Below are 24,390 nucleotides of genomic sequence, written 5' to 3'. Positions count from 1 at the left end.
TCCCTATGTGCTGTAAGGACAATAAAATTGCTGTGTAAAGCCTTTTTTAAGTGTGTTCAATATCATATCGGGAAAGGATTAAAACCCACAATGATCATACCGCCTACTATGAGCGTAATTAGCAGGTAGTAAAAGAATGCCGGGACAGCATTGGCACGTATTATATATCCTTCGGCGCCCAGGCAACCTACTGTGGCCGCAACGGCTACGATGTTATTTACACACACCATATTACCAATTCCTGCTCCAATTCCCTGCATCGAAAGTATCAGAATTTGCGGCAAGCCCAGGATCGTGGCTGTTTCGAACTGAAACGACATAAACAGAATATTTGATACGGTTGCCGATCCCGACATAAAAGAACCCAGCATACCAATAAGGGTGGCGAATAAAGGATAAGCCGCACCCGAAAGCCCCGCAGCCGACTCAGCCATTGTAGTAAGCATGCTAACCATTTCATGGGGATTGTTATTCGAGTTAAGCATGAGCTGTACCAAACCTACACCGGCAAAAAGTGCAATGGCGGCTCCTTTAATCTGGCTTAATGTGAGAGTCCATGACTGTTTAATTTCTTTCACAGGCATTTTATGGTACCACTGCGTTATGAGCGCCACCAAAATAAAGGGAATTGTTCCTGGGAGATATGCCCACAGTAAAACATAATCCAGACCTTCGATTCCTCCGACGTTAGTCAGAGTCAGCTGCTGGGCAGTCAGTAACTCTTTAAGCCCGAAAGCAGGGATTCGCGTAACAACAAGTATGATTGCAATGAGTACATAGGGCGACCAGGCTTTGAGAAGCGACATCTCCGCTTTTCCAACATTCCCCGTATCGCTGGTAGATTTCCAAATCGCCGGCCATTTACTTTCTTCGGGAAAATCCCATGGCGTTTTAGGTACGAGAAATCCCTTTTTGGCGGCAACGACCACAACACCCAGCCCAATCAAAGCTCCTACTAAAGAGGGAAGCTCCGGTCCAAATATGATGCCTATAATCACATATGGAATCATAAATGATACGCCGGCAAAAATAGCGAAGGGAAGTACTGCCAGGGCCGGCTTAAAAGATTTTTCTTTTCCAAAAATGCGTGTAAGTATGATAATACCCAGCAGAGGAATAAATATACCGGCTATGGCGTTGGGAATTGCAATCCATTGGGTTAGCGCCTGCATTAAAGCATCACCTTCAATGCCTGTATTCGCAATGTTAGATTCAAGCGTGCTCATCGCTCCAAATATTGGAGTTCCAACAGCACCAAAGGGAACCGGCACGCTATTGAATATCAGTGCCACCAAAGCTGCTGCCAGGGGAGGAAATCCCAGCCCTACCAGCAGTGGGCCGGCCAGGGCGGCAGGCGTTCCAAAACCGGCTGCTCCCTCAATAAAACCGCCAAACATAAAACCGATAATTATAGCCTGAACGCGCCGGTCGGAGCTAATCCCATTAAATCCATTATTTATGGTTGTCATTGCACCCGATAGCTTTAGCGTATTAAGAATGAGGATGGCCCCAAAAATAATAATCAGAATGTCGAAAGCTTTTAGAAAACCAAAAAGCGTATAACCAAACACATTCTGTGTACTCATATCCCATGCGAAAAAAGCAACCAGAATAGCATTTAGTAGTGCCAGGGGAAGCGCTTTCGTAGCCGGCCAATTAAAAACAACCATGAGCACGATTGTCAAAAGAATAGGTGAGAACGCCAATAATGCCATCATATGGTAGGAAGTTAGTTTTACTTATCAGGTAAAATTCTACAATAATCTATTAGTTGAGTTTGAGCCCCGCAAATGGATTTTATATTCTTTGAAATACGGATAAAAGACTACTAATATCACATATGTAGTTAAACAGTTGACATAAAACTATTTAACGTTATCCATTCAAATCTTTTTTTGTATGAAAAAATTTTGAAAATAAATAGTGACATGAGATTTGCACCTTTTGTCTACAAAAAATTAAGTTTTTTGAAAATAGAAAAGCTGGAAAATTTTGATACAAAACGAATAACTAAGGATGGGGAAGGCTTTTGAGAATTTGCTTAGCTGAATGTCATTTCTTTAGACGATTCAGCCGAAGCAAAAAATGTAAATAAGTGATTCAATAATCATGCACGGAAACTTCAATTCCCGAAAACATTCCAATAAGATATTCGATTCTTATATGAAAGGTCTACTCCTGAAGAGATGGAATTTGCTAAAACTGTCTCAATTAGAAGATGTAACTATATCATCGGTCAGATATACGAATTATCATTCCTGATATGCCGCAACGGCTTCGTCCAGAGTTCTGAAATGTTTGAATACGGTGATCAGTTTTGTAACCATAAGCAGACTTTCAATTCTATCTGAGGCTCCGCAAATCTTCAGGTCTCCACCGGCATTTCTGAGACTTGTCAAGGAAGTAATCAATATTCCCAGGCCGGAAGAGTTCATAAAATTCACTTTACTCAAATCCGCAACTACATTTGTTTTTCCCTGGTCAATCAGAGATTTGATCTCTTCCAGATATTCAGTTGCTGTGGGACCACCCATCACTTTCCCCTTAAGCGTTACAACTACGGTATTGTATTTTTCTGATATTGAATAATTCATGCTGTTCTACCTTTTCATTTCTTACATCCAACCTGTTCTGATCAGATCATCTTTAACATCAGTTAAATACAGATAATGATGTCAAAATCATTATAGATATGTCGCATAGTCTTACCTTTTAGTCGCAGGTTGAGTTACTCAATACCCCACAGCCTGACCATCAACCCGGGACTCCGACGCACCGAACCAGACTCCCTTCTCGTGATCTCTCATAATTCCCTGGTAGCGCCCAAAGAAACTGTTCCCCATCTGCACCCGATGGCCCCGATTTCTAAGTGCTTCAATGACTTCAAACCCTAGTGCTGACTCCAAACTCAGCTGACCGGGACTCGTTAATTTCTCATCTGCGCTATCGGTTGGCTGTGATGAGCCGGTATGAGACCATCTTGGTGCATCGCCTGCCTCCTGGATATTCATACCAAAGTCGATGATGTTGGTCAGAATGGAAACGTGCCCGATCGGCTGATATCCGCCGCCCATATTACCAAAACTGAATAGTGGCTTTCCGTCTTTCATTACAAAACCCGGAATGATGGTATGAAACGGCCGCTTGCCGGGCTCATACACGTTGGGGTGATTCGGATCGAGTGAGAAAAGCTCTCCCCGGTTCTGAAAACTGAATCCAGTTCCGGGAACAACAAAACCAGTTCCCATCCCGCGAAAATTACTTTGAATCAGCGATACCATATTTCCATCTTTGTCGGCCGTGGTGAGGTAGATGGTATCCCCGTCTTCCATCACGTCCACTCCGGAGCTAAGGTCCCGCGAGGCGCGGTCACCGATCAGCTCACGACGCTCCGCCGCATACTCCTTGGATAACAGTACGTCGTATGGCACGTCATGAAAATCCGGATCTGCATACTGCTTGGCGCGATCTTCGAATGCCAGTTTTTTAGCTTCAACCAAAAGATGCAGCGTCTCCGCAGTTCCAAATCCGCTAGACTCCAGATCAAATCCCTCCAGAATATTCAGCATCTGCAGCACAGCCGTGCCCTGGTTGTTCCCGCCGATCTGATAAACATCATATCCCCTGTAATTTGTGGAAACCGGATCAACCCACTGTGATGTGTGATTCGCAAAATCTTCGTAGCGCAGATAACCACCGTTCTCTTTCATCCAGGCGTCTACCTTCTCGGCAATTTCACCTTCGTAATACGCGTCTCGCCCCTGCTCTGCCAAAAGACGAAACGTGTTGCCCAGATCCGGATTTTTGAACACCTCTCCTTTCTCCGGTCCGCGGCCATCTATGGTGAATGTCTCCTCAAATGCGCCCGGCTGGCTTTTCAAAAAATTAGCACTGCGTCGCCAGGCAGAAGAGATCGCTTCACTGACAGGGAATCCCTCTTCGGCGTAGTAGATCGGATCAGATAAAATCTCACTCATCGGAACCGAGCCAAACCGCTCATGCAGAGTGAACCAGCCGTCCACGGCGCCCGGAACAGAAACAGACAGCAGATCATAAGACGGGATACTATCTTCACCCTTTTCATCCAGAATATCCATCAGCCGGTCATAAGACAATCCGCGTGGTGAACGTCCGCTGGCATTGAGCGCATAGAGCTGCCCGCTCTCCTCGTGCCAGATAATCGCAAAAAGATCACCACCAATTCCGTTGCCCGTAGGCTCCATGAGCCCCATGGCTGCATTGGTTGCGATCGCCGCATCAATAGCATTGCCACCATTTCTAAGAATGTTCAAGCCGACCTGTGCCGCGAGCGGCTGACTTGCCGCAACCATTCCATTTTTGGCAATTACCTCAGACCGGGTCGCAAACCGATCACCGGCTTCCCGGTCACCCTGTGCATAAGCCATATCGTTCACTCCAATTCCTATTGTTAACATTAAAATGATGAGTACAGAGAAACTTTTACCGATCGTTGTCATATCAATTTTATATTAATTTTCATTACGTTCCATTATAGCACCGGGCAGTCGTATTCACAAACAGGCATAATTGAACGCTAACATATTATATTTGATTCTTTCCCCGAATGGACTGAATTTTACCCTTATTTTAATTACTGCATAACGAAGTACTTTAGGTTAGAGATATATGATTCAGGACTATCTGAATACAGTAGACAAATTTATCATTATTGGTGACCGCGTTCTGGTAAAGCCCCGCGAAATGGAGACGCACACTAAAAGCGGACTCGTTCTTCCCGTAACCGTAAAGGAGAAAGAGGAGATTCAGAGTGGATATATCATCAAAACCGGTCCGGGTTATCCCATCCCATCTTCTGAAGCTGATGAGCCGTGGAAAGCAGAGAGCAATCCTACAAAATATATGGGGATGCAGGCAAAAGAGGGCGACCTCGCCATCTTTCTGAAAAGCCGGGCTCACGAAATTGAATTTGAAAACGAAAAGTACCTGATCATTCCACATGCAGCCATTCTGCTGTTGATTCGGGACGATCATGAACTGGAATAAATACCCCGAGTTATGAACAGAAAATCCTTCCTGAAACAAGCCGGACTTTTGACCGCCGGATCCATTTTGACACCTGCATTTTTAAAACTTCTGAAACAGAACGGACCGTTCTATCCACTCAGAAATGGAGTCGGTTACTTTACAGGACGAGGCGGAACCATCGGCTGGCATATCACATCCGAATCGATCGTCGTTATTGATTCACAGTTTGAAAATTCTGCTCAGAATTTCTTATCCGGAATTTTCGATTTCGGGAAAGGCGGCACAACACGCTATCTGTTCAACACGCATCACCATGGCGATCATGTATCGGGTAACCGGGTTTTTCAGTCGGATAACTTTGAAATCATCGCTCATGAAAATGTGCCGGAACTTCAACGTGCCGGTTCAAACGGCCAGAATGTTGTTGCCGCTACCCGCACATTCAGTGATGAGCTGACTGTAACTTCCGGTGACGAGACCGTGACTGCCAAACATTACGGACCCGGCCATACCGGCGGCGATTCCGTTATCTGGTTTGAAAATGCAAATATAGCCCACATGGGCGATCTGATTTTCAACCGTTGGTATCCCTTTATTGATATTGAAGGCGGCGCGTCGATTCAGAACTGGATCACTACACTGGAAACCGTTGCAGATGAATCCGCTTCAGACACGCGATTTATTTTTGGTCATGCCAACCGGGAGTACGGAGTTTCCGGTAACCGGGCGGATATTCTCTACATGCGCGACTATTTATCCAAGCTGTATGAATATACCGAGCAGGGCCTTCAGGACGGACACTCTCTCGAAGAGCTGACACAAATTGATCAGTTTGATGAATTCCCAAATCATCAAAGCGCCGGAGCACGACTTTCTCTTCAATCCAATATTGAAGCCGCATATGCAGAACTCACTTCAGAATAAATCAACGGATTCAAACCTGGCGCGGTGCCTCTACTGCGGACAGCCGGCTCAGATCGTGTGGGTGCACGGCCACGGACAATGCGCAAACTGCGGTATCAACGTCGATGAGTGCTGCCGCGGAGAAAGCTGTGATACTGACTTTAAAAACTAAGTTGCGGTAGTTGTCATTTCTGCCACGCTCATTTTCTGAACGCGAAGCGAAAACACGGAAGGCACAGAATTTCAGTATGGTTCCGTGCTTCCGTGGCTAATCAAGAGTTCACTATGCTTGTTAAAGTCGATTGATTATTTTAAATCATTCTTCCATTTCAACCCTCACAACCACCGCTGATTCATGAAACAGTTCAACCTTCTCCTCTCAGCCCTCACTATTCTATTTCTCCTATCAACCCCGGCCCACTCACAGGAGCGCGAACGTGTGCGTGATCTAGGTATCCATCCCGGAATTCTCCCTACCGGCCAATGGAACGCCATCACCGATGTAGAGGGTGTGAAGGTGGGTCATCAAACATTGATCGAAGGCGACAACATCCGAACCGGAGTGACGGCCATTCTTCCCCATGATGGAAACCTTTATCGCGACCGTGTACCCGCCGCTGTTTATGTAGGCAACGGATTCGGAAAAGCACTCGGGTTCACGCAGGTACGGGAGCTGGGAGAGCTGGAAACCCCTATCGCCCTTACCAATACTCTCAGCATTTTCAACGCGGCACACGGAGTGGCCGACTATATGCTGAATCAGCCCGGGAATGAAAATGTACGGTCGATTAATCCTGTGGTCGGGGAAACCAACGACGGCTGGCTGAACGACATCAGGGCGCGGGTTGTGGATACGGAAGATGTGTATGCGGCGATTGAATCTGCAGAATCGGGCCCGGTTGAAGAAGGAAATGTGGGCGCCGGTACCGGAACGCGCGCGCTCGGTTTCAAGGGAGGAATCGGCACCTCCTCACGTCAGCTTCCTGAGAATCGCGGCGGATATACGGTTGGTGTTCTGGTGCAGTCCAACTTCGGCGGAATTTTGACGGTGAACGGAGCTCCGGTCGGTGAAGAGCTGGAGAATCACTATCTCTCTACACGTCAGACCGCTCCAAGCGGTCAGACAGGTTTATTGGCAAAAGGTCTAACGGAAAATGATGGCTACGATTTTGATGTGGACGGATCGGTTATGATTATTGTCGCGACTGATGCGCCCATCACCTCAAGAAACCTGGAGCGATTGGCCAAACGTGCGATAATGGGCATCGCGCGGGTAGGCGGATTTGCATCCAACGGAAGCGGTGACTACGTGATCGCCTTCTCCACTCATCCTGATGTTCGAAACAATCTGGACGAACAGGGATCAACGAGGCAAATCACCGAACTGGATAATAACGCGATGAGTCCGCTTTTTCTGGCTGCCGTTGAAGCGACCGAAGAGGCGATCCTGAACTCCCTCTTCATGGCCGAAACGATGCAGGGAAATGAGGGAAGAACCCAGAAGGCCCTGCCGATTGATGAAGTGATGGAGATTCTGGAGAAGTATGGTGCAAATCAGTAATCAAATGAGCACATTATGTATTGTAACTACTTCAATCCCTGTTTTTTAGGGATATAGCCATTTTCCTTTTCTATTTTGGTTGAACGGTAATTCTTTAATATGATATTGAGATAATTGAAATTGAAAATAATCTTGCCAAGAAATGCCTGAAAAGAAAGTCCATTTGGTTTTGGGAAGCGGCGGTGCCCGGGGAATTGCTCACATAGCAGTCATTGAAGAGCTGCAAAAAGCCGGATACGAGATTATTGAAGTGATCGGATGCTCGATGGGTGCTGTGGTAGGTGGCATTTACGCAGCAGGGCATCTCCCGGAATATAAAAAATGGATCCTGGGTCTTTCTAAAAGAGATGTATTTGATCTGCTGGATTTTACCTTTGCAAAGCAGGGATTTGTAAAAGGTGAAAAACTTTTTGCCAAACATGTGGAGGTAACGGGCGAAGAAAAAATTGAGGACTTTCCTATTCCATTTACTGCTGTAGCCACCGATATGCGAAAACACAGTGAAGTGCATTTTAAAAAGGGGGATCTTTATAAAGCTTTAAGGGCTTCGGTTTCTATGCCCGGTTTTTTCATCCCCGTGGTTGAAAATGGACAGGTACTGGTAGACGGAGGTGTACTGAATCCCCTTCCCATTAACTTGGTAAAGAAAAAAGATGATGCTGAGATCGTTGCTGTTAATTTAAACGGAAAGGCTGATCCTAAATATGATAAACCTCCCTCTCCCGATAAGCTGGAAGAGATACAAAATTGGTTCGATAAAATTCTCCCCGACGCGATGAAATCGAACCGTAAAACCAAAGCTAAATCTGAGTTGCCCGCCGAGGAAGAATCCTTTTCTCTGATCGAACTTATGGACAGTTCCTTTAGCTTTACGCAAGACCGTCTTACAGAGCTCATTATAGAGTTGTATAAACCTGATCACCTTATTGAAATCCCCCGAAATGCCTGTGGTGTATTTGATTTTAATCAGGGAAAACGGATATATGAAATTGGCAAGGAAGCCTGCAAAAGCGTTATAAAACAGAAACAGTAAATCTACGAAAAGCTGTCTACCATGAACACGACATTTCAAGTACGCAAAGCCACCCCTAAAGATGCGGAATCCATTATTCAGTTCAACATCGCAATGGCGATGGAGACGGAGAACAAAACACTCAAGAGAGAAGAGATTGAGCCGGGCGTAAACGGACTTTTCCAAAAGCCTGAGTATGGTTTTTACATAGTGGCTGAATCGGAGGGCAAGGTAGTGGGCTCGCTGATGATCACTTACGAATGGAGCGATTGGCGCAACGGGCTCTTCTGGTGGATCCAGAGCGTGTATGTGATTCCGGAATACCGAAGGCAGGGTGTTTACAAAACGATGTATCTGACCATCAAGGCGATGGCAAAAGATAAGCCGGACGTCTGCGGATTTCGTCTCTATGTGGAGAAAGAGAATACAAACGCACAAAAGACCTACGCTTCCCTCGGCATGGATGAAACCCACTATAAGATGTATGAGGAAGAGAAGTAAACGGCTTATCTACAGTGTCGCTTTTCAACTTTTATCAGACATTGATCGGAACAACCGCGTCGCATAAACTCGCTGTTTATCTTGCCTTAACTTCCATTCATTTTTAAGTCAATAGAAAAATGAGTCAGTTTTAGTTAAATTTGTAGCAGCAAATAATTAATTGATGGTCTTATGGCACCTAAATTGGATCTTAAAACTGAACAGCTTCAGAAGCTTTGCAAAAAGTATAATGTAAAAGAGCTATACCTATTTGGGTCTGCCACAACCGATGATTTTTCTGAAGACAGTGATCTTGATTTCATTGTTAAGTTTAATCGTCGAGGCTTCGAAGGAGCATTTGATCAATTCATTGATTTCAAGCAGGGGCTCGAGCAAATCTATGGTCGGTCAGTTGATCTATATCATCTTAAAAAGTTCAGAAATGCTATTTTTCAGGAAGAAGTAGAGCGCTCCAAAGAATTGCTTTATGCCGCATAAAACCAAAAAGCTACTTCTCGACATCAGCCTTTCATGTCAAGAGATAATGGTTTTTATCGACGGTAAAAGCTTTGGAGATTTTCAGGAAGATCGCATGCTCCAACTTGCCATTGAACGAGAATTTGAAATCATCGGAGAAGCACTGTACAGATTATCCCGGATTGAAGAAGCAGCACTTTCCGAGAAGATTCCGGAATATCGCAAAATTATCGACTTCAGAAATATTATTGCTCACGGTTATGATATTATTGATGAAGCTGCTATGTGGGATTTTGCCGTAAATCGAGTTCCGGAATTGTTAGATAAGGTCGAAAATTATTGATCTATTTAAAGGTTTTGATAGCTCTACTTTTGTATGGCTGTATAACACGCACATTAAACGGGGCGTGCCTCGCCATTGACTGCCGGTTTCGATTTATTCAGTTTCCATAGTACATTTAAAACAATTTCAATACGACTTTGCACGCCCCCTTATGCGCAATGCCGTTAAGCTCGAAATCAAGTAAATCACGCTTTTTGACATTTCAGCCTTTTATCACTGCCAGGGGCTTCAGTTCTATCTCAATATCAACCAGGTCGGTTTGATAGTTCATCACTTCTTCAATGTTCTTGTAGGAACCCGGTGCTTCGTCCAGGTCACTTTTTGATCTGACTGCATGTAATATTCCTCGTTCTTCCATGCTTTTGGTTTGCTCTTCAACATTCAGAGTCTTTTTCGCCTGGGTTCGGCTCATCACCCTGCCGGCACCATGTGAACAGGATTCAAACGACTCTGAATTTCCCTTCCCTCTTACTATATAAGAGTTCGAACCCTGAGAGCCCGGAATCATCCCCAGCTCTCCTTTTCTTGCTCTCGTTGCTCCTTTCCGGTGAATAATCAGATCTTCCCCGAAATGGTTTTCCCAAGAGGCAAAGTTGTGAGGTTTGTTTATAAAACCGGAAAACTCCACGTCGTGTAACACCTCTGCAAAAGCAATTTTAACCCTCTCCATCATTAGTTTTCTGTTGTTCAGCGCAAACTCAATGCAGTAATTCATCTCATTCATGTAGTCCGTAAACTCATCTGTTCCACGCGCAAAGAACGATAAATTTTTGGGCACCTCACCGGATGCTCGTTCATTCATTTCTTTTGCTTTCTCATTGTAGTGTTGGGCAACCGTGTATCCAATATTTCTGGATCCCGAATGAATCATAATCCATATATGGCCGTCAGATCCTTTTTGAATTTCTATGAAATGGTTACCGCCGCCTAACGTGCCCACCTGGCTCCTGGCACTTTCGTACTCCTGCTTAACGATTGGCAGATTCTTGTCTGATTCAGGCATCCATTTTTCATCCTGTTTTTCAGAATGGTGTTTAAAGCCGACCGGAACCGTATCACGGATGATCCCCATTATTTTCTTGAGATCACTTTTTTCTATCTCTTCAAAGTTCGTTCGCAAAGAGCACATTCCACATCCGATATCAACACCCACAGCATTTGGAATGATCTCATCCTTTGTAGCCAGCACCCCGCCAATTGGCATTCCGTACCCTTGATGAGAATCGGGCATGATGGAGATCCATTTATAGGCAAAGGGTAAATTTGCCAGATTTTTCGCCTGCTCCAGGGCACCCTCCTCTATGTCATCAAGCCACAGTTTAATCGGTATACGTTCGGTGGTAATTACTTTTTCCATAATAGAATCGTCAGTTTATCAGGCAGATTATCTACCCTAGAGGCCTCATTGTATAAACACGAAAGTGGGTAAAATGATTTACTCACAATCAGGGTGATGGCCATAGATAGAGCGGGCGGACACCTGAAACTTCCGGCTTCATGGGGAGAAATAGAATGCTAACACTAAAAAAACCTAAGCTGCCTTCGGTATGGATGAAACCCACTATAAGATGTACGAGGAAGAGAAGGTAACGGCTTAATTACAGTATCGTTTTCTACGGTTATCAGATATTGACCGGAACAACCGTGTCGCATAAACTTCCTGATAACAGTCATAAATTGCTACTAACATCAAAAACAAATATTCTGCGACAGGCAGGACAGGTTGGGTTCTGTCGTGTAATTATATGTTAAGTGGCTCAATAAAACCTCTCTCCTATCGTTGAAATGTAAGTACATTGTAATTATATTAAAGTATTAATTCTCACAACGTCGAAGCCATGAAAACAAAAATAATTCGTATTGGGAATTCCCAGGGTGTGCGAATTCCTAAGCCTCTGATTGAAGAAAGTGGAATTACCGAAGAAATCGAGATGATTCTCAGAGACAATGAAATTGTTCTTCGCTCTGCAGAAACAACCCGAAAGGGTTGGGAAGCGTCCTTCGAAAAAATGGCTGAACACAGTGATGATGCCCTATTGGATCAAAAAGAAATTGAAGAACCATCCGAATGGGATGAAGCTGAGTGGACATGGTAGAAAGGAAACCGGTTCAAAGATTTGAAGTTCATCTGATTTCACTGGATCCTACAAAAGGATCTGAAATCCGAAAAACTCGTCCCTGTTTAATTATTTCGCCCAATGAAATGAATAAACATATCAGAACCGTTATTATCGCCCCCATGACTTCTACAATTAAAAACTATCCAACGCGTGTTACTACCACGTTTCAAGGCAAAAAAGGGCAGATTGTTCTCGATCAAATTCGTACCGTTGATAAAAGTCGTTTGATCAAAAATATTGGTTCAATCAGTAAGACAGCAGAGGAGAAAACACTTAGTGTGTTGCAGGAAATTTTTGCACCGTAGATTCACCCGCTTAACAATGCAAATCAAACAGTCACGTTTGCGTTTAGTAACTTACATTCAATGACTTATCCGTGCCGCTTATTTGCCAAACCGTTATGCAGAATCTGAAATCAATTTCTTTGACTAAATATATCATATTTACTGTTTGCGTATTCATTCTTTCTGTTTGTGATGTCTATTCTCAGAGTGTAGAAGAATTTTTAGAAGCTCTTCCCAAAGAGTACTTTAACAATCTTACTTCGAAGGACAGAGATAAACTCTTGTCAGAAAATAAATTCTATCCTGAGGATAACGACGAGAATTATATTCAAGTTTACCGAGTGGTAGAATCAACAAATGATTATATGAAAGCTACTATGTCATTTGAAACCGGGCAAAGAGGATTTAATACGTTTGAGTTAAAAAGGTGGAATCTAAATGCTGGAGACTATTTATTTGGAATTTCAAGAGTAGCAGGTACACCTGTTGAATTTGTTCAGGCAGATATAAACTTTTTCATTTTTGATAATGACTCTCTGAAAAAAGTTTTGACCAAAATTCCGACCGATTTAGGCTTAGATGATTTTACAAAACAGAATACACCTGACAAACTTATTCAAGAATATTCTCAGTATATCAGCTTATCAATAACATTTGAGAAAGAAGGAAACGATATTTATTGGAGGGTACATGAAAATATGGGAGTAAATGATTTAGATAACAGTTGGTTAAAAGGCAATGCAATACGGTATAGTTGGGATGGGGAGGATTTTAAAAAAACCGAGATTTTTCAATACCCTTAGACTATTTTTCATTACCAACGGCTCAAACGGACGAGTTTATGGTTCGGATCTTTAGTAAAATTGTTCGCCTCGCCGTTTAGCCGCCAAACCGTTCACCAAAAGAATGAAAAAAACATACTTTATCCTATCATCTATCGCATCCGCGTTGATTATGATTTGGCTTGGAGCCATGCTTATTGTACTTGGTCCTGATGGATTCGCCGAAGCACTCGGGTATATTTTAATACTCGATATTCCGATTCCATTTTGGTGCCTAGCAGCCATACTCTCTTTTGCGACCGCTCTAAAGCTTCCGAAGGGGAAAGAGAATTTAAAGAACGTATTACTGGGATTTCCTATTTTGTTCATTATTTTAGTGTTTGCGATTGGTGAGTATCATGGCCCGTAATTTGACACCATTGAATTTTAACCTATAAAAAGGTTTGGCGTGAACCCGTCGGTAGTGTCAATGCCGCTAACGCGCCGCGCCACATATCCACGTACTATCACAATAGATGAAAACCATATTGAAATCCTGGTATTTGCATGTGCTTCTCTTGACCGCACTCCTCGTCAACGAAAACCTAGTGCAGTGGGCTCTTGCCGTTCAAGTTGGTGGATATACGGTTGCCGAAGGGTTTAGGGATGCATTCGAGTATTTCACGCTTTTCGGGTATCTGTTCTTCACAGCATTCAGATTAGTGCCCTATGTGGTAATCGGAGTCATCCTTGTCATCCTCTCGAAGAGCAAGTTCAATGATTACGTGCTCCCTGTATTTGCTGGGGGTCTGATTGGTATTCTTGCTATGATTCTCTGGGGCTCGTGGATGGCTCAGCGCCCCTACTACACAGATGAACACGTGTCATCAACCACCGCAATCGCATTTTTGATCATTCCTTTTTATGCAATACCAACTGGAGCCATAGGTGCAGCTTTGCTTGCTATCATGTACACGCCGTTTCGATCCATGTTCAGAAGAAAAGAGACAGAACAAGCTCCTGCAGGCGACGCCCTAAAGGCCGCGCCTGAGGAGTAACATTATGTGGCTTTTTAATTTTAAATTCATCCTCTCAAGTTGTTAAAAAGTAGAAGATTAATAAAAGACAGAAAGGTGACACCTTGCTGTCGTAACAATGTCCGGCTTTTCATGGTAGATTTCTTTTGATATGTTTACTGAAATTAAATCGACCTATGGAAAATCCATCATTGTCAAAAAATCTGGTGTATCAACGCAAGTTAAAAGGATATACACAGGAAGAACTTGCCGGGAAAACATCTGTTACCGTACGCACTATTCAACGAATTGAAAAAGGAGATGTGAATCCACATTTGCAGACCGTGAAACTCCTGGCTGCAGCACTTGAAATTGAGGTGGATGACCTGCTGAATCTGGAAAATCCCAAGGAGGAAGCCATTCAAAATAAATGGCTCTTACTTTTGCACGGTACTCCGCTTTTGGGATTTGGAATCCCCCTGTTCAATATTCTGATCCCGCTTTTTATTTGGATTCATAAACGTGAGGATAATCCTCTATACGAACGCCATGGACGAACTGTCGTTAACTTTCAGATTACCATGACCCTTCTTTTTGCGCTTTCATTCATTGGCCTGGTTACAATTCAGGGCTACGGCTTCTTTTTATTTATCTCTATAATTCCGTTTGTGGTTATAGTAATACTGGGGAATATCATATCTGTGTTGAATACCCAAAAATGCTATTACCCTCTTGCGATTCCTTTTTTGAGATCCCAAAAAACAGCGGTTTCAAAAGTGATTTCAATTTTACTATTATTTCTTGCCATTAATTTTTCAGCATCAGGTCAAGAGACGTCATTATTTTATTGCCCTCCATGTGATTGTCAAGCCCATGAAACAAATGAGACGTTCCATGAAGGTGAAGCGTGTCCATATTGTGAAATGGAGTTGATACCGATGCAAAACAAAACTCAAGCATCTAAATCATACCAGCAGCTTTTAAAATATGAAGGCAAATATGACTATCTCTCCGGATCAACATTAAAAATAATGGCTTCACCCATGGACACTACGCTTTATGCCGTTATTGAGAACGCTAAGTATCCATTATTTCATGTTGCGGCGGATACCTTTTCCAATGTTCAGGATACCCCCGTGATCTTTCAAAGAAATGATCAGGGTGACATCACAAGCTATACGGTTGATGGGCAACCCTTTGAGCTGATCACAACTGATATTACAAAATTGGTGATGTATCCACGTGTAGAGTTGTTTGATCATCCTGAGGGTTATGTTTACCAGACTCCCGAGGAAACGAATGATGGCCTTGAAACCGGACATATCAACAGTGTTTTCAAAAAGGATGAACGTATTAAAGAAATGGTTGTAGCTACCATTAAAGGTGAGCATCCCGATGTTCACAGCATTTTGATTTACAAGGACAGGAAGCTGGTGCTTGAAGAATACTTTTATGGATATGACAGAAATACCGAGCATCAACTGCGTTCAGCTACTAAAGCGCTCATCGGTTCACTTGTGGGGTTAGCCATAGAAGCTGGCGCCATCGACAGCGAGCAGGATCGACTCTTGCCTTACTTCAAGGATGAATATGAGAGTTTTGATCATATGAGTGACCAGAAAAAAAGTATTACTATTCAGAACTTTTTAACCTATCGCCACGGGTTGGATTGTGAAAACAACGATCCGGAAAGTACCGGTAATGAGCAACAGATGATGAAAAGCAGCGATTGGGTGAAGTACACCCTTGATCTACCGGTGGTTACTCAGCCGGGCAAAACCCCATCCTATTGCACAGGCGCAGCATTAACTTTAGGTCGTCTTGTTGAGATTGCAACCAACAAAACTCTCGAAGAATTTGCAGATGAACATCTCTTTAAGCCTATGGGGATCACCCATTACGATTGGCGATTTGATCCTGATTCCTCAAGCCGACAAACGTTTAGTCAAATGTATCTTCAACCGCGAGATCTGGTTAAACTTGCAACAATGTACATGAATGAAGGCAAATGGCATGGAAAGCAAATTCTTCCTGAAGCCTGGGTGCAAAATACATTTAAAGAACATTCTTCCGAGTTTGGCTACCTTTGGGAACACAAATACTTTGCTATAGATGGGAAGCAATATAACTCATATATGACCTCTGGTAATGGAGGTCAAAAAATAAATATTTGGCCTGAATTCAATATGGTCACAGTTTTTACCGGAGGAAATTATAATTCATATGAACTATACGGTAAAAGTACTCCCCCGAATCAAATGATACCAAAATATATATTGCCATCACTCAATTAAACTGAAGGGCGAAACTTCAAATGTTTCGCCTGTTGCGCCAAGCACAATCAGATTACCTTCCAGGCCGAGTCCTCCAACAATATCGCGTGTTGATCAGGCGGGTGCCTTAACGTCGAGTTTCTCTTCGATCAGTTTAATAAACTGAGCTTTTGGCAGGGCACCTGCGGCCATTTGTGGCTGACCGTCAACCGGGATAAACAAAATAGATGGGATACTTCGGATCCCGAAAACTTGCGCCAATTCCTGTTCTGCTTCGGTATCAATTTTGTAGATATCCACTAACCCCTCATATTTTTCGGATAACTCTTCAATAATAGGAGCTACCATTTTGCAGGGGCCGCACCAGTCGGCGTAAAAGTCGATAATCGCAGGTTTATCTCCGTTAAAATTCCATTCTTGATTGTTTTCGTAATCAAAAACCTTTTTTAGGAAACTCTCTTTGGTTAAATGTTCAGCAGCCATGTCTTTCTCTTTTTATTGATGATTTCCACGTGACTATAAATGAATCAAATGGATATGAATTCGTATGATTTTCTAATAGATAAAATACAAATATTGATCGACAACTAATGGCTATAATCAATAGATATTGATTATGAATGACATAGATGGGTTTGCTTAACTTCTCTATCCGAACCTACGATACAATACCGAAAAGAGATCTTTCTTTAGTCTTACTCGTTTTTCTGAAAAGGTCTTTGATGGCTCTGACCACCCTGTTCATTTTGGCTTGACCCAAAACGAATCATTCCAATGCCCGGGACAAGGCGGGCAAAAAAAAGCTAAACCAAATTGAAGGTTGTTGGTACTTTTTCTTCGCCGCCTAAATGACGGTACGTTACGTGTGCATAATTGAAAATTATACAGAACTTAGTTAGACTCTCATCCCATTTTCAGCACCGTTCTGAAACGAGCCTTGTTATTGATCATATGATCATAGGCCTTATTTACTTCGTCCAGGGAGAATGTTTCGATCATAGGTTTTGTGCCTGTCATAGCGCTAAAGTTGAGGGTGTCTTCCGAATCTTTTGCCGTACCGCTTGGCCAGCCGGACACTTTTTTGCGTCCCATAATCAAACTGAAGGGTGAAACCTCAAATGTTTCGCCTGTTGCCGCGAGCACAATCAGATTACCTTCCAGGCCGAGTCCTCCAACAATTTCACCGATAATATCCGTGTTGGGAGCTGTGGCCACTACAACCTTCGCACCGCCCATCTCTTGCAGAATCTCTACCGGATTCTCCTTTTTAGCGTTGATAAACCGGTGAGCACCGAGATCTTCAGCAAGTTTTTTCTTATCGTCGCTGGTAGATATCGCTACGGTTTTGAAGCCCATTTTTGCGGCATATTGAACGGCCAGATGTCCCAGACCGCCAATACCCTGCACGGCTACCAGATCACCGGGTCGGGCGCCGGAATTTCTCAAAGCATTGAACGTGGTAATTCCTGCGCAAAGCAACGGCGCAGCCTCTTCGGATGATAGATCCTTGGGCACTCTGGCAAGAGCTTCCTGAGGGGCCGTCATGTACTCTGCATATCCGCCATCATAGCTGATGCCGGCCACCTGTCCATTTTCGCAATTGATAAAGTCTCCACGACGGCAGGGATCACATTGAAAGCAGTGTCCGCCATGCCAGCCGACACCCACGCGATCACCTTTCTTCCAGTTACTGATTTCCGAACCGGTCTCCTCAATAATTCCTACAACTTCATGACCCGGCACCCGTGGATATTCAATACCCGGAAATAGGCCGTCTTTCACCATGGCATCGCTGTGGCAAATACCGCACGCCTCCACCTTGATAAGTACTTCATTTCTTGACGGTTCTGGCACCGGTAAATCCACAATTTCAAAATTACTTCCCGGCTCTTTAATTTGAGCTGCTTTCATGTTCTGCTCCTGTTAATTTCAGTTGATTATCTGTACTGTTAAATTAACTTCAATCGCATTGTCAACATTCCAAATAGGTTGAGAACTGTCACCTTTAAATGCCTCTGACTCACAGTTTCTCACTTATGGTAAAGACATTACTCTTGCAGGTAGTTTGAGTTATTGCCACTTTTGACATGTAAACCGGCACGTTTAATTATACCCCATGATTCGCTTTGTATTCATTTTTCTCCTATTAACCCCTGTCCAAGTGGCGTTGGCCTGTTCTTGCATTGAACCATCTACAAATGATCTATATATGACTTCTGATTTTATAGGTGTGGTTGAAATCGGTCGAACCTATGAATTGGAATCATCTGATGAACGGATCTATATTGCTGAAACCAAATCTATTACGAATTATAAAGGAGTGACACCCTCAAGAATTTTTGTCTCTGGCACGCCTGAGATGGCTTATGATGGACAATGTGAAGTTTTAGTCCGGCAAGGAGAGCAGTGGTTAATCTACCTGAATCAGGATAAGAAAGGAGAGCATGTTCTGAATTACTGTTCCCATCCGGTTCCTATCACAGAAAAGAGTGGAAATCCAATACCTCTTTCAGATAAAGAAAAAAGAGATATTGAGCAGCTCGAGTTCTTAAAAAGTCAGGTACCCGGACTTCATTCGGAAGAACTCATATTTACAGATACATTTGCATTGAGGGAAATTCTGCAAGCGTTAGGTGAGGTCTCGACAGATCAGCAAATTGCGTACTATCTGATCGATTTTAATACAGATCTTAACGTCGAACAGATTGAAATTATACGGGGATTTTCAAACGATTTGGATATAAAAATTACGGATTACTTGAAAAATAGGGCAGAGTGGTACAGTGGTCATTTTTTTGAAAAATCATCCCGGATAAATGAACCGGCACAATATGTCTTCAGTATCTATTATGACGAAGATACCGGCAAGCTTATACCTGCAGACATGTAAAATAGAATTGTTTGAAAAAACAAATGGCCAGCCCGGCAGGTCTCTATTCTTTAGGCGTTCACTGCTGAATCCATTACATTTACTCTCATGATCTCAGCCCAAAATATTACTAAAACGTACGATCAGCGTGTGCTCGACAATGTTTCAATGGCCATACCTGCCGGGCAAACGGTTTCCCTTATCGGTCCAAGCGGGTGCGGCAAATCTACTCTTCTTCGAATTATCATGGGCTTGATCCCGGCCGACTCAGGTACCGTTGAGATTGCAGGTGAAAAAATGCATTCCGACAATATGCTGAAGCTGAGAAGAAAAATGGGTTATGTGATTCAAACCGGCGGACTCTTCCCTCATCTCACCGCAAGGGAGAACCTTACGCTGGTAACCAACTTTTTAAAACTGGACCCCGATGCAGTAGAACAGCGTATCGAAAAACTGACAAGCCTTACCAATATCGACCCGGCCCTGCTGGAGAGGAAACCTGAAAAACTTTCCGGCGGACAGGCGCAGCGGGTCAGCCTGATGCGAGCGCTCATGCTCGATCCTCCCATTCTTCTGATGGATGAACCGCTCGGTTCGATTGATCCGCTGGTGCGTCACGAACTGCAGAACGATCTTCGATCAATTTTCAGAGAGCTCAAAAAAACGGTTCTGATTGTAACGCACGACCTGGGAGAAGCAGCGTTTCTGGGCGATTCCATTTCTCTAATGCAGTCGGGCCGCATTGTCCAGGAAGGAACCATCCGGGAGATCATTGACAATCCCGCAAGTGAGTTTGTAGAACAGTTTGTGAACGCCCAACGCAGTCCGCTGGAGGATCTGTAGAATGAAGATATTGAATCGTCTTACGGCCACTACCCTGCTTCTCATCGTCTGTAGCAGTTTTGCATCTGTTCAATCAGTCATTGCGCAGGAGAGTGTCAGAATTGGCACAAAAGCATTTACTGAGTCGGTGATTCTGGGTGAATTGCTTGAACAGTCGATAGAATCCGAGGGAGCTGATGCCGTGTTGTTCAAACAGCTGGGAGGGACACGTATTCTTTGGAGTGCTCTCTTGAACGGCGAAATTGATCTCTACCCCGACTACACCGGCACCATCATCGAAGAGATCCTCGCCGGTCAGGACATCAACAATGTGGAAGAGCTCAGACAGGCGCTCCAGGATCTGGGCATCAGAATGAGCCGGCCTCTTGGCTTCGACAACACCTACGCCCTGGGAATGAAACGGGAAAAGGCCGAGAGACTGGGAATACAGACCATGTCTGATTTGAGAGATCATCCGGAACTCACCTTCGGATTCAGCAACGAGTTCATGGACCGCCGCGACGGCTGGCCGGGTATCCAATCGGAGTACGGACTCAATCCGCAGCGGGTAAACGGGCTCGAACACGCCCTTGCCTACCGCGGTCTGGAAGCCGGCAGTATTGATGTGATCGATCTCTACTCAACCGATCCGGAAATTGAGTATTACGATCTGGCCATACTTGACGACGACCGTAACTTTTTCCCCGATTACGAAGCGGTTGTTCTCTACCGTGAAGGGCTGGATGAGTCGGTTGTTAGTGCCATGACGCGATTTGAAGGTGCTATTTCACAGCAGGACATGATTGCCATGAACAAGCAGGTTAAGATAGACCGGCTGGCTGATGAAGCTGTTGCATCCGCTTTTCTCAATGACACATTCCAAATTGAAACCGAATCCGAGTCGTCGGGGTTTACCGAGCGGCTCTTGCGCCATACGGTTGACCATCTCTACCTGGTGGTCGTATCCCTGGGCCTTGCCATCCTTTTCGCCATACCTCTGGGTGTTCTGGCGGTAAAAGTGTCGTGGCTTGAAACAGCGGTTCTTGGATCTGTGGGTATCATGCAGACCATTCCTTCCCTGGCACTGCTCGTATTTATGATTCCAATTTTCGGAATTGGCGCTGTTCCGGCCATGGCTGCCCTATTTCTCTACAGCCTGCTGCCGATTGTCAGGAACACACACGCCGGCATTAAAGCGATACCTGTGCCGGTGATGGAATCAGCCCGTGCCTTGGGACTTCCCAACTCACTCATTCTCAGAAAAATTGAACTGCCGATCGCCATTCCATCTATTTTAGCCGGAATAAAAACATCGGCTGTAATTAATGTAGGGGTGGCAACTCTGGGCGCCTTGATCGGCGCCGGCGGCTATGGTCAACCGATCCTAACCGGGATCCGGCTCGACAGTATTCCGCTTATCCTGGAGGGAGCCGTGCCGGCAGCTCTGCTTGCTTTATTGGTACAGGGACTATTTGACCTTATTGAGCGTAGAATTACCTGATTTATATTCTGGATTACCGAACGCCATTTCAATATAAATTCCCTTATCGTTTGGCGATTTAATATCCGGGGTGGCCGGAGACTTTTTCAGCTGTTCATTCAACCTTTACCGTTTAATCAGCTTTCACTCCTCGAGCATGCTCCCTACTGCAGATATAGATATAAAAACTTGAAGTATTTTGTTTTTAAAATGCGTGTGCTTTTCCCGCAGTTGGAAGTCTCCTTCCTACAAAAGCACACGCTGAACGGTTTATGATTTAGTCGAGGAATGTAACTTCACCGGTGTCCAGGTCATAAAATGCTCCTGCAATAACTACTTCTCCATTACGCTCGAGCTCAGAAATGATCTGGCTTCGCTCCCGCATCTGCTCAATCGTGTAACGCACATTGGTGTTCACTACATGTGTTACATACGCATCATTTGAGGAAGTCATCTCACCTTCTCCTTCGTAATCTTCCTCAGACAGCTCAACAGCAGGTCTGATTTTGGAAAGCATGGCTGTAATATTGCCCATTTCAACATCATCGATAGCAGATTTTACAGCTCCACAGTGTTCATGGCCCATCACTACTACAACTTTTGAGCCTGCAACTGCAGTACCGAATTCCGCGCTGCCCAGAATATCTTCGTTTACGAAGTTACCGGCCACCCTTGCAACAAAAATATCTCCAATGCTCTTATCGAAAATAGATTCAACGGGAACACGGCTGTCGATACATGCAATCACGACCGCCTCAGGATATTGGCCTGAAGATGTTTTCTCAACCTGGGCTTGATAATCCTGCGGTGTCAAATTGTTTGATACAAAGCGCTGGTTACCCTCTTTCAGGCCTTCAAGAATTTCCTCAGGTGTCAGTGCCTGCTGAGCTTCTTGTGTTAACACATCTTCATTCAGCTGCTCAGTTGAAGAACCGGCCTGAGATGAATCAGACTGAGAAGTGCATGCGGTAAAAGAGAACAAAAGAACAATGGCAGTAGTAAAAACAGATAATTTAGTAAACATGATTTTTTAATTTAAAATGGTTTATAGAGAATGATATATGGCCTGTCAATCCTTCATCCTAAGATTGGGTAAAATACACTTCACCCTATTCATTCAGTTTTTGACATCAATCATAGATCTCAGTCCAATAACACAAACAGTACGAACATTAGACAACAGGCCATTAGTAAGTAGGCCGCACAAATTTAGGATATGTCGGGAGGGGGAGTGGGTACAGTGCGTTCAAAATTATTGAAGGTAGATTCCCGAAGAGATGGATTGGCTATTAATGAACCGCTAATTAAACCGGCATACAGCATAGATTGAATATCATCTTCGAGACTATGATCTTCGAGAATTTCCATAAACGAATTTCCTGCATTTGCAGCTTCCTCAACAGAAAACCAGGTTTCCATATCAATAGTATGCTGTACAACAGTACCCATAAAGAAAAATGGAAGTACTGCTAAAATTAGCCTGCTGTATGTTCTAAGAGCTTGTATCAAAATTTTCTAAACCGATTACTAAATATGGCGTGAAATATCGTTGAAACTGATCTAGAAACAAAAAATTCAATTGAGAAAATAATTTTTAATGCTATGAACTATCCTCAATATTTATTGACTAAATTCGGGCTAAATAAAAAAAGGCAGTCTCGGTTTTCACCAAAACTGCCTCTAGATATTCAGTATTAAACTTATAGGTTGTTTCTTATTGGGCTTTATTTGTCAGATTAAGTCCAAACTGTAGAAGAACAGCAAGGATAAAAATCACAAGCCCATAAATCGATGTTATTGACGAAACCTTGAGTCCACCGGCAAGCATTGTCTGTGAAACAGAACCCATCTGTTCAATTGCAGAAAAAGCCTGATATAAACCAAGGAACTGACCAAGTATTCCAATCACTAAACCAAGTATTCCGATCTCTTTTAACCAATTAACTGGTAGAGAACCTGAGCGTTCAGTTTTTCTTTGAACAGCGATATATACAGCTGTTGCAACCAACGCAATTAGAATGATGGTCAATATTCCCATGAAAAGCGGTCCGCCAATAAAAAATAGATCAATCATAGTTTATTATTATGTGAATGAATGTTCACAAGAAATGTATCTTACTCAGGCTGTTTTGAGCAATGTTAAATCCCTCTCAAAACGTGTAATCCACCGATAAAAGATGTTGTTTTGATACATAATCGCGATTTTTGAATTAAAAAAATGCAGCCTGGTAAACATATCTTATTTTGGACAGTGGCCGCTTCAATTCTGGTAGCAGTTTTTGGCAGCACTTACGGCGACTATAGTAAGAGTTTCTATTTTGTGACTTTCTTGCTGCCTGTTGCCATGGCAACCTCCTACTTTTTTAATTATTACATCGTCCCACAATTCCTTCTAAAGAAAAAGTACACACGGTTTACGCTTTACACGATCTATACCCTGATCATATCTTTTTATCTGGAAATGGTAGTCATTACAATTTCCTTTATTGTGCTGGCAAATTATAACTACGGTGAGCTTGACCCAATGATGACAAATATCTTTGTTCTGGGCTTTACCATTTACCTGGTTGTATTATTGAAAGCGTTCTACCTTTTGTACAGGCGGTTCAGGGAAAACGAATTCAGGTTAGAACAGTTAAAAGATGAGAAAGAAGCACTGAAAACAACCTTTATAACTGTTCGAGCAGACCGCTCAAACCATCAAATAAAACTTAATGAATTAATGTACCTTGAAAGTTTAAGCGACTACGTGAAGATATATTTTAACGACCAGTCACTGATCACTCGTGATACTATCTCCTCGTTTGAAGAAAGCTTACCCGAGACATTTGTAAGAATTCACAGATCTTACATCGTGAACCTGGATTTCATTACCGAATTTAGCAGTAAATCAGTTACCCTTGGAAATACTGAGTTACCGATAAGCCGAACCTACAAAGACACAGCACTAAGATACATTTCAGGATAAAATGAGGTGGTAGT

At 43.5% G+C, this 24,390-nt stretch carries 26 protein-coding genes; 17 read left to right on the top strand and 9 right to left on the bottom strand.

Features of this window, described 5'->3' with window-relative positions:
• Positions 1 to 62: 62 nt before the first annotated feature.
• The 3 genes from U5K35_RS01340 to ggt all read right to left on the bottom strand — a co-directional run bounded on the left by U5K35_RS01340 (position 63) and on the right by ggt (position 4,478).
• Complete coding sequence (locus U5K35_RS01340) at positions 63 to 1,718, bottom strand: L-lactate permease (RefSeq protein WP_322569673.1); 1,656 nt, start codon at positions 1,716 to 1,718, stop codon at positions 63 to 65.
• 534 nt (positions 1,719 to 2,252) lie between these two features.
• Positions 2,253 to 2,594: an STAS domain-containing protein gene (locus U5K35_RS01335; RefSeq protein WP_322569672.1), complete on the bottom strand. Its 342-nt coding sequence runs from the start codon at positions 2,592 to 2,594 to the stop codon at positions 2,253 to 2,255.
• A gap of 138 nt (positions 2,595 to 2,732) precedes the next feature.
• On the bottom strand, positions 2,733 to 4,478 hold the full coding sequence (ggt, locus tag U5K35_RS01330) for a gamma-glutamyltransferase (RefSeq protein ID WP_322569671.1): 1,746 nt from the start codon (positions 4,476 to 4,478) through the stop codon (positions 2,733 to 2,735).
• A gap of 169 nt (positions 4,479 to 4,647) precedes the next feature.
• Here ggt and U5K35_RS01325 point away from each other — a divergent pair, with 169 nt between their 5' ends.
• The 7 genes from U5K35_RS01325 (at position 4,648) to U5K35_RS01295 (ending at position 9,783) form a co-directional block, all read left to right on the top strand.
• Positions 4,648 to 5,025: a co-chaperone GroES family protein gene (locus U5K35_RS01325; RefSeq protein ID WP_322569670.1), complete on the top strand. Its 378-nt coding sequence runs from the start codon at positions 4,648 to 4,650 to the stop codon at positions 5,023 to 5,025.
• A gap of 12 nt (positions 5,026 to 5,037) precedes the next feature.
• Positions 5,038 to 5,931, top strand: coding sequence for an MBL fold metallo-hydrolase (locus tag U5K35_RS01320; protein ID WP_322569669.1), 894 nt, complete (start codon positions 5,038 to 5,040; stop codon positions 5,929 to 5,931).
• Between the two features lie 334 nt (positions 5,932 to 6,265).
• Positions 6,266 to 7,471 (top strand): P1 family peptidase, encoded by a 1,206-nt coding sequence (locus U5K35_RS01315; RefSeq protein WP_322569668.1) that lies wholly within the window; start codon positions 6,266 to 6,268, stop codon positions 7,469 to 7,471.
• 142 nt (positions 7,472 to 7,613) lie between these two features.
• Positions 7,614 to 8,504 carry a patatin-like phospholipase family protein gene (locus tag U5K35_RS01310; RefSeq protein ID WP_322569667.1) on the top strand — a complete coding sequence of 297 codons (891 nt, stop codon included), beginning with the start codon at positions 7,614 to 7,616 and terminating at the stop codon, positions 8,502 to 8,504.
• Positions 8,505 to 8,525: 21 nt separating this feature from the next.
• Positions 8,526 to 8,984: a GNAT family N-acetyltransferase gene (locus U5K35_RS01305; protein WP_322569666.1), complete on the top strand. Its 459-nt coding sequence runs from the start codon at positions 8,526 to 8,528 to the stop codon at positions 8,982 to 8,984.
• Positions 8,985 to 9,155: 171 nt separating this feature from the next.
• The gene (locus tag U5K35_RS01300; RefSeq protein ID WP_322569665.1) at positions 9,156 to 9,461 is read left to right on the top strand and encodes a nucleotidyltransferase domain-containing protein; all 306 of its coding nucleotides are present in this window, start codon (positions 9,156 to 9,158) and stop codon (positions 9,459 to 9,461) included.
• Complete coding sequence (locus U5K35_RS01295) at positions 9,451 to 9,783, top strand: DUF86 domain-containing protein (protein ID WP_322569664.1); 333 nt, start codon at positions 9,451 to 9,453, stop codon at positions 9,781 to 9,783. The genes U5K35_RS01300 and U5K35_RS01295 overlap by 11 nt, the downstream gene beginning before the upstream one ends.
• Positions 9,784 to 9,985: 202 nt before the next feature.
• Here U5K35_RS01295 and U5K35_RS01290 read toward each other — a convergent pair whose 3' ends face one another.
• The gene (locus U5K35_RS01290) at positions 9,986 to 11,140 is read right to left on the bottom strand and encodes an RtcB family protein (protein WP_322569663.1); all 1,155 of its coding nucleotides are present in this window, start codon (positions 11,138 to 11,140) and stop codon (positions 9,986 to 9,988) included.
• Between the two features lie 481 nt (positions 11,141 to 11,621).
• Between U5K35_RS01290 and U5K35_RS01285 the strand changes: the two genes are divergently transcribed.
• From U5K35_RS01285 to U5K35_RS01260, 6 genes are all read left to right on the top strand, one after another.
• Positions 11,622 to 11,879, top strand: a complete 258-nt coding sequence (locus U5K35_RS01285; RefSeq protein WP_322569662.1) for an AbrB/MazE/SpoVT family DNA-binding domain-containing protein — start codon at positions 11,622 to 11,624, stop codon at positions 11,877 to 11,879.
• On the top strand, positions 11,873 to 12,208 hold the full coding sequence (locus tag U5K35_RS01280; protein WP_322569661.1) for a type II toxin-antitoxin system PemK/MazF family toxin: 336 nt from the start codon (positions 11,873 to 11,875) through the stop codon (positions 12,206 to 12,208). Before U5K35_RS01285 ends, U5K35_RS01280 begins: the two co-directional genes overlap by 7 nt.
• A 95-nt stretch (positions 12,209 to 12,303) precedes the next feature.
• Positions 12,304 to 12,990: a hypothetical protein gene (locus U5K35_RS01275; protein ID WP_322569660.1), complete on the top strand. Its 687-nt coding sequence runs from the start codon at positions 12,304 to 12,306 to the stop codon at positions 12,988 to 12,990.
• A gap of 103 nt (positions 12,991 to 13,093) precedes the next feature.
• The gene (locus U5K35_RS01270; protein ID WP_322569659.1) at positions 13,094 to 13,378 is read left to right on the top strand and encodes a hypothetical protein; all 285 of its coding nucleotides are present in this window, start codon (positions 13,094 to 13,096) and stop codon (positions 13,376 to 13,378) included.
• Between the two features lie 118 nt (positions 13,379 to 13,496).
• Positions 13,497 to 14,006, top strand: a complete 510-nt coding sequence (locus U5K35_RS01265; protein ID WP_322569658.1) for a hypothetical protein — start codon at positions 13,497 to 13,499, stop codon at positions 14,004 to 14,006.
• Between the two features lie 155 nt (positions 14,007 to 14,161).
• Positions 14,162 to 16,258, top strand: coding sequence for a serine hydrolase (locus U5K35_RS01260; RefSeq protein ID WP_322569657.1), 2,097 nt, complete (start codon positions 14,162 to 14,164; stop codon positions 16,256 to 16,258).
• A 93-nt stretch (positions 16,259 to 16,351) separates the two neighbouring features.
• On the opposite strand, the gene trxA is transcribed toward U5K35_RS01260, so the two are convergent.
• Both trxA and U5K35_RS01250 read right to left on the bottom strand, forming a co-directional pair.
• Complete coding sequence (gene trxA, locus U5K35_RS01255) at positions 16,352 to 16,720, bottom strand: thioredoxin (RefSeq protein WP_322569656.1); 369 nt, start codon at positions 16,718 to 16,720, stop codon at positions 16,352 to 16,354.
• A gap of 420 nt (positions 16,721 to 17,140) precedes the next feature.
• Entirely contained in the window at positions 17,141 to 18,148 is a 1,008-nt protein-coding gene (locus tag U5K35_RS01250) for an alcohol dehydrogenase (RefSeq protein WP_322569655.1), read from the bottom strand.
• 298 nt (positions 18,149 to 18,446) lie between these two features.
• Here U5K35_RS01250 and U5K35_RS01245 point away from each other — a divergent pair, with 298 nt between their 5' ends.
• The 3 genes from U5K35_RS01245 (at position 18,447) to U5K35_RS01235 (ending at position 21,429) form a co-directional block, all read left to right on the top strand.
• Positions 18,447 to 19,127, top strand: a complete 681-nt coding sequence (locus U5K35_RS01245) for a hypothetical protein (RefSeq protein ID WP_322569654.1) — start codon at positions 18,447 to 18,449, stop codon at positions 19,125 to 19,127.
• Between the two features lie 87 nt (positions 19,128 to 19,214).
• Positions 19,215 to 19,949, top strand: coding sequence for an ATP-binding cassette domain-containing protein (locus U5K35_RS01240; protein ID WP_322569653.1), 735 nt, complete (start codon positions 19,215 to 19,217; stop codon positions 19,947 to 19,949).
• A gap of 1 nt (position 19,950) precedes the next feature.
• Positions 19,951 to 21,429 (top strand): glycine betaine ABC transporter substrate-binding protein, encoded by a 1,479-nt coding sequence (locus tag U5K35_RS01235; protein WP_322569652.1) that lies wholly within the window; start codon positions 19,951 to 19,953, stop codon positions 21,427 to 21,429.
• A 256-nt stretch (positions 21,430 to 21,685) separates the two neighbouring features.
• On the opposite strand, the gene U5K35_RS01230 is transcribed toward U5K35_RS01235, so the two are convergent.
• The 3 genes from U5K35_RS01230 to U5K35_RS01220 all read right to left on the bottom strand — a co-directional run bounded on the left by U5K35_RS01230 (position 21,686) and on the right by U5K35_RS01220 (position 23,482).
• Positions 21,686 to 22,432, bottom strand: coding sequence for a carbonic anhydrase family protein (locus U5K35_RS01230; protein WP_322569651.1), 747 nt, complete (start codon positions 22,430 to 22,432; stop codon positions 21,686 to 21,688).
• A gap of 185 nt (positions 22,433 to 22,617) precedes the next feature.
• Positions 22,618 to 22,917, bottom strand: coding sequence for a hypothetical protein (locus U5K35_RS01225; protein WP_322569650.1), 300 nt, complete (start codon positions 22,915 to 22,917; stop codon positions 22,618 to 22,620).
• Between the two features lie 205 nt (positions 22,918 to 23,122).
• A complete protein-coding gene (locus U5K35_RS01220; protein ID WP_322569649.1) occupies positions 23,123 to 23,482 on the bottom strand; it encodes a MotA/TolQ/ExbB proton channel family protein in 360 nt (119 codons plus the stop codon).
• Between the two features lie 177 nt (positions 23,483 to 23,659).
• Here U5K35_RS01220 and U5K35_RS01215 point away from each other — a divergent pair, with 177 nt between their 5' ends.
• A complete protein-coding gene (locus U5K35_RS01215) occupies positions 23,660 to 24,376 on the top strand; it encodes a LytTR family DNA-binding domain-containing protein (protein WP_322569648.1) in 717 nt (238 codons plus the stop codon).
• Positions 24,377 to 24,390: the final 14 nt, after the last annotated feature.

Source organism: Rhodohalobacter sp., from assembly GCF_034521535.1.
GTDB lineage: Bacteria > Bacteroidota > Rhodothermia > Balneolales > Balneolaceae > Rhodohalobacter.
The sequence above is the reverse complement of the archived record's forward strand: the minus strand, read 5'-3'. Positions and strand labels throughout refer to the sequence as shown.

What these genes read in the sequence shown, in the direction of transcription:
- U5K35_RS01340 (WP_322569673.1), bottom strand. Translation starts at nt 1,718, where the DNA reads ATGATGGCATTATTGGCGTTCTCACCTATTCTTTTGACAATCGTGCTC.
- U5K35_RS01335 (WP_322569672.1), bottom strand. Translation starts at nt 2,594, where the DNA reads ATGAATTATTCAATATCAGAAAAATACAATACCGTAGTTGTAACGCTT.
- ggt (WP_322569671.1), bottom strand. Translation starts at nt 4,478, where the DNA reads ATGACAACGATCGGTAAAAGTTTCTCTGTACTCATCATTTTAATGTTA.
- U5K35_RS01325 (WP_322569670.1), top strand. Translation starts at nt 4,648, where the DNA reads ATGATTCAGGACTATCTGAATACAGTAGACAAATTTATCATTATTGGT.
- U5K35_RS01320 (WP_322569669.1), top strand. Translation starts at nt 5,038, where the DNA reads ATGAACAGAAAATCCTTCCTGAAACAAGCCGGACTTTTGACCGCCGGA.
- U5K35_RS01315 (WP_322569668.1), top strand. Translation starts at nt 6,266, where the DNA reads ATGAAACAGTTCAACCTTCTCCTCTCAGCCCTCACTATTCTATTTCTC.
- U5K35_RS01310 (WP_322569667.1), top strand. Translation starts at nt 7,614, where the DNA reads ATGCCTGAAAAGAAAGTCCATTTGGTTTTGGGAAGCGGCGGTGCCCGG.
- U5K35_RS01305 (WP_322569666.1), top strand. Translation starts at nt 8,526, where the DNA reads ATGAACACGACATTTCAAGTACGCAAAGCCACCCCTAAAGATGCGGAA.
- U5K35_RS01300 (WP_322569665.1), top strand. Translation starts at nt 9,156, where the DNA reads ATGGCACCTAAATTGGATCTTAAAACTGAACAGCTTCAGAAGCTTTGC.
- U5K35_RS01295 (WP_322569664.1), top strand. Translation starts at nt 9,451, where the DNA reads ATGCCGCATAAAACCAAAAAGCTACTTCTCGACATCAGCCTTTCATGT.
- U5K35_RS01290 (WP_322569663.1), bottom strand. Translation starts at nt 11,140, where the DNA reads ATGGAAAAAGTAATTACCACCGAACGTATACCGATTAAACTGTGGCTT.
- U5K35_RS01285 (WP_322569662.1), top strand. Translation starts at nt 11,622, where the DNA reads ATGAAAACAAAAATAATTCGTATTGGGAATTCCCAGGGTGTGCGAATT.
- U5K35_RS01280 (WP_322569661.1), top strand. Translation starts at nt 11,873, where the DNA reads ATGGTAGAAAGGAAACCGGTTCAAAGATTTGAAGTTCATCTGATTTCA.
- U5K35_RS01275 (WP_322569660.1), top strand. Translation starts at nt 12,304, where the DNA reads ATGCAGAATCTGAAATCAATTTCTTTGACTAAATATATCATATTTACT.
- U5K35_RS01270 (WP_322569659.1), top strand. Translation starts at nt 13,094, where the DNA reads ATGAAAAAAACATACTTTATCCTATCATCTATCGCATCCGCGTTGATT.
- U5K35_RS01260 (WP_322569657.1), top strand. Translation starts at nt 14,162, where the DNA reads ATGGAAAATCCATCATTGTCAAAAAATCTGGTGTATCAACGCAAGTTA.
- trxA (WP_322569656.1), bottom strand. Translation starts at nt 16,720, where the DNA reads ATGGCTGCTGAACATTTAACCAAAGAGAGTTTCCTAAAAAAGGTTTTT.
- U5K35_RS01250 (WP_322569655.1), bottom strand. Translation starts at nt 18,148, where the DNA reads ATGAAAGCAGCTCAAATTAAAGAGCCGGGAAGTAATTTTGAAATTGTG.
- U5K35_RS01245 (WP_322569654.1), top strand. Translation starts at nt 18,447, where the DNA reads ATGACTTCTGATTTTATAGGTGTGGTTGAAATCGGTCGAACCTATGAA.
- U5K35_RS01240 (WP_322569653.1), top strand. Translation starts at nt 19,215, where the DNA reads ATGATCTCAGCCCAAAATATTACTAAAACGTACGATCAGCGTGTGCTC.
- U5K35_RS01235 (WP_322569652.1), top strand. Translation starts at nt 19,951, where the DNA reads ATGAAGATATTGAATCGTCTTACGGCCACTACCCTGCTTCTCATCGTC.
- U5K35_RS01230 (WP_322569651.1), bottom strand. Translation starts at nt 22,432, where the DNA reads ATGTTTACTAAATTATCTGTTTTTACTACTGCCATTGTTCTTTTGTTC.
- U5K35_RS01220 (WP_322569649.1), bottom strand. Translation starts at nt 23,482, where the DNA reads ATGATTGATCTATTTTTTATTGGCGGACCGCTTTTCATGGGAATATTG.